The 1736-nt window shown below is 62.6% G+C and carries 2 protein-coding genes; both read right to left on the bottom strand.

Annotated features, from left to right (window positions below; genetic code table 11):
• Positions 1–483: 483 nt before the first annotated feature.
• Positions 484–1119 carry a transposase gene (locus JQ624_RS39225; RefSeq protein ID WP_249130429.1) on the bottom strand — a complete coding sequence of 212 codons (636 nt, stop codon included), beginning with the start codon at positions 1117–1119 and terminating at the stop codon, positions 484–486.
• Entirely contained in the window at positions 1116–1643 is a 528-nt protein-coding gene (locus tag JQ624_RS39220; RefSeq protein WP_249130428.1) for a hypothetical protein, read from the bottom strand. The genes JQ624_RS39225 and JQ624_RS39220 overlap by 4 nt, the downstream gene beginning before the upstream one ends.
• Positions 1644–1736: the final 93 nt, after the last annotated feature.

The raw sequence follows: 1736 nt of genomic DNA, 5'->3' as shown, positions 1-1736 counted from the left end.
TTTTTTGTCAAGGAGTTCCCCAGGGCAGCAAATCTTTTGTCCTTCATCAGTTTCTTTGTTCGATCTCAAGGCCCGTTTCTTCGTCCCGACCCGCGGTTTGCTGACGTCGTCGCGCGCAGGAGCTGTCAAGGTTGGCCGCCGCCCCCAACCTTGCGGCATACTCCGAGCTTGCCAGGCCATACCTTGACAGCTTCGAGCACGACGGCACGCTTGGTGCGATCGGGATGACGATCAGAGGGGAGCCCGCTTTCGGGCGCGGATCAGTCGCGCCACAACCTTGTATCCGGGGGGTCCAAGGACCCGAACCATGATGCAGTCATACGCATCGGCAGCGAAGCTCCGAAGCGGCGGACCCATTCTCCCTTTCGGCATTGAAAGCCAAGGAAACACGTCGGAATCCCGCCACCTCGAACCGTCATCGGCGACCCGTCACCAGCGGACGGACCGGGCCGAAACTGTTGGGTGTCCTTCAGTGACCACGGTTCATGATGCCGGCCGCAGAACGACACCGTCCGGCACCACACCCTCCCGCACGAGACGCCACAGGGCGATCAGGAGCTTGCGCGCCAAGGCCACGATCATGGTCTTGCGAGTGCCGCGGGCGCTCTCGGTGCGGGCTCGAAACCACTGCGCCAAGGCGCTGTCCTTCTGGAACATGAGAAATCGCCACGCCAATTGGATCATGCCTCGTCGAACCCGAGCGTTGCCAGAACGGGTCAGCCCTTTCTCCCGGCGCCTTCTGCCGCTCTCGTCGGGCGAGCCTGTCAGGCCGGCATAACGCGCTACAGCCCGTCGGTCGCGCATGCTTCGCGACAGTACCTCCTGCACCAGCATGTCGGCCGTCTCGACACCAACCCCGATCACGCGCGCCAGCAGGTGCGCCATTGCGTGTGGTCCATCACTGGGCGCTTGCTTGAGGCGCTCCAGGCGAGCGTCCTCGATCTGCCGGATCTGATCACTGACGAGCCGCCGGCGCACCATGTCGCGACGCAGCTCAGCCAGGGTGTTGGGCGGGATCGGTTCACCCTCGGGGGTGCGCAAGCCGTCAAGGCGTTCGGCGGCCTTCTTCAGCTTGGGATTGAAGCCGCGGATGCCGAGCCGGATCAACGCTGCTTTCATTCGGTTGACGATCCGACTTTGCTCTCCGACGAGGCTCTGTGCTCGCGGTTGGGCCGCTTGGCATCTTCGTCCTTGATTGTCGGGATTGCGACCATCTTGCAGTGATTACGCTCGCCCCGCAACCAGCCGAGAAAGCTGCGTTTGAGCAGCTCGGTGTCGAGACGATCGGTCTTGGCGCGCCGGTGCTCGCGCGATACCGCTACGCTCGATGTGTGAATGACATGGGCCTCGATGTCGCGCGCCCTGAGCCAGCGTGCCAGCCAGAAACCGTCACGGCCGGCCTCGAAAGCGACCGCGATGCGTTCGATCCGATGTCCTGCTTTCTCCGCCTCTTCTCGCCAGCGATTGAGCAGCTTCAGCAAGGCATTCTCGTCAACTACGAGCTTCTTTAACGGCTGGCGCTCGACGCCAGGCACGATGCCTGCAACGAGCCAACTCGACAGGCTCATCTCGATCACTGCGATCAACGTGCCGTCCAGTTGGAGGGGGTTGAGGGAACGGCTCAGATCGTTCAACTTCTGCATGGGGTGCTCCATCGGTTCACATCAGCGACGATGGATGCAATATCCTCGCCGCAGCCCCATAGCATCTCCCTTGGAGGCTTTCGGACGCCGGCC

This window comes from Bradyrhizobium sp. AUGA SZCCT0283 (genome assembly GCF_018130385.1).
In the GTDB taxonomy this organism is placed as follows: Bacteria; Pseudomonadota; Alphaproteobacteria; order Rhizobiales; family Xanthobacteraceae; genus Bradyrhizobium.
The sequence above is the reverse complement of the archived record's forward strand: the minus strand, read 5'-3'. Positions and strand labels throughout refer to the sequence as shown.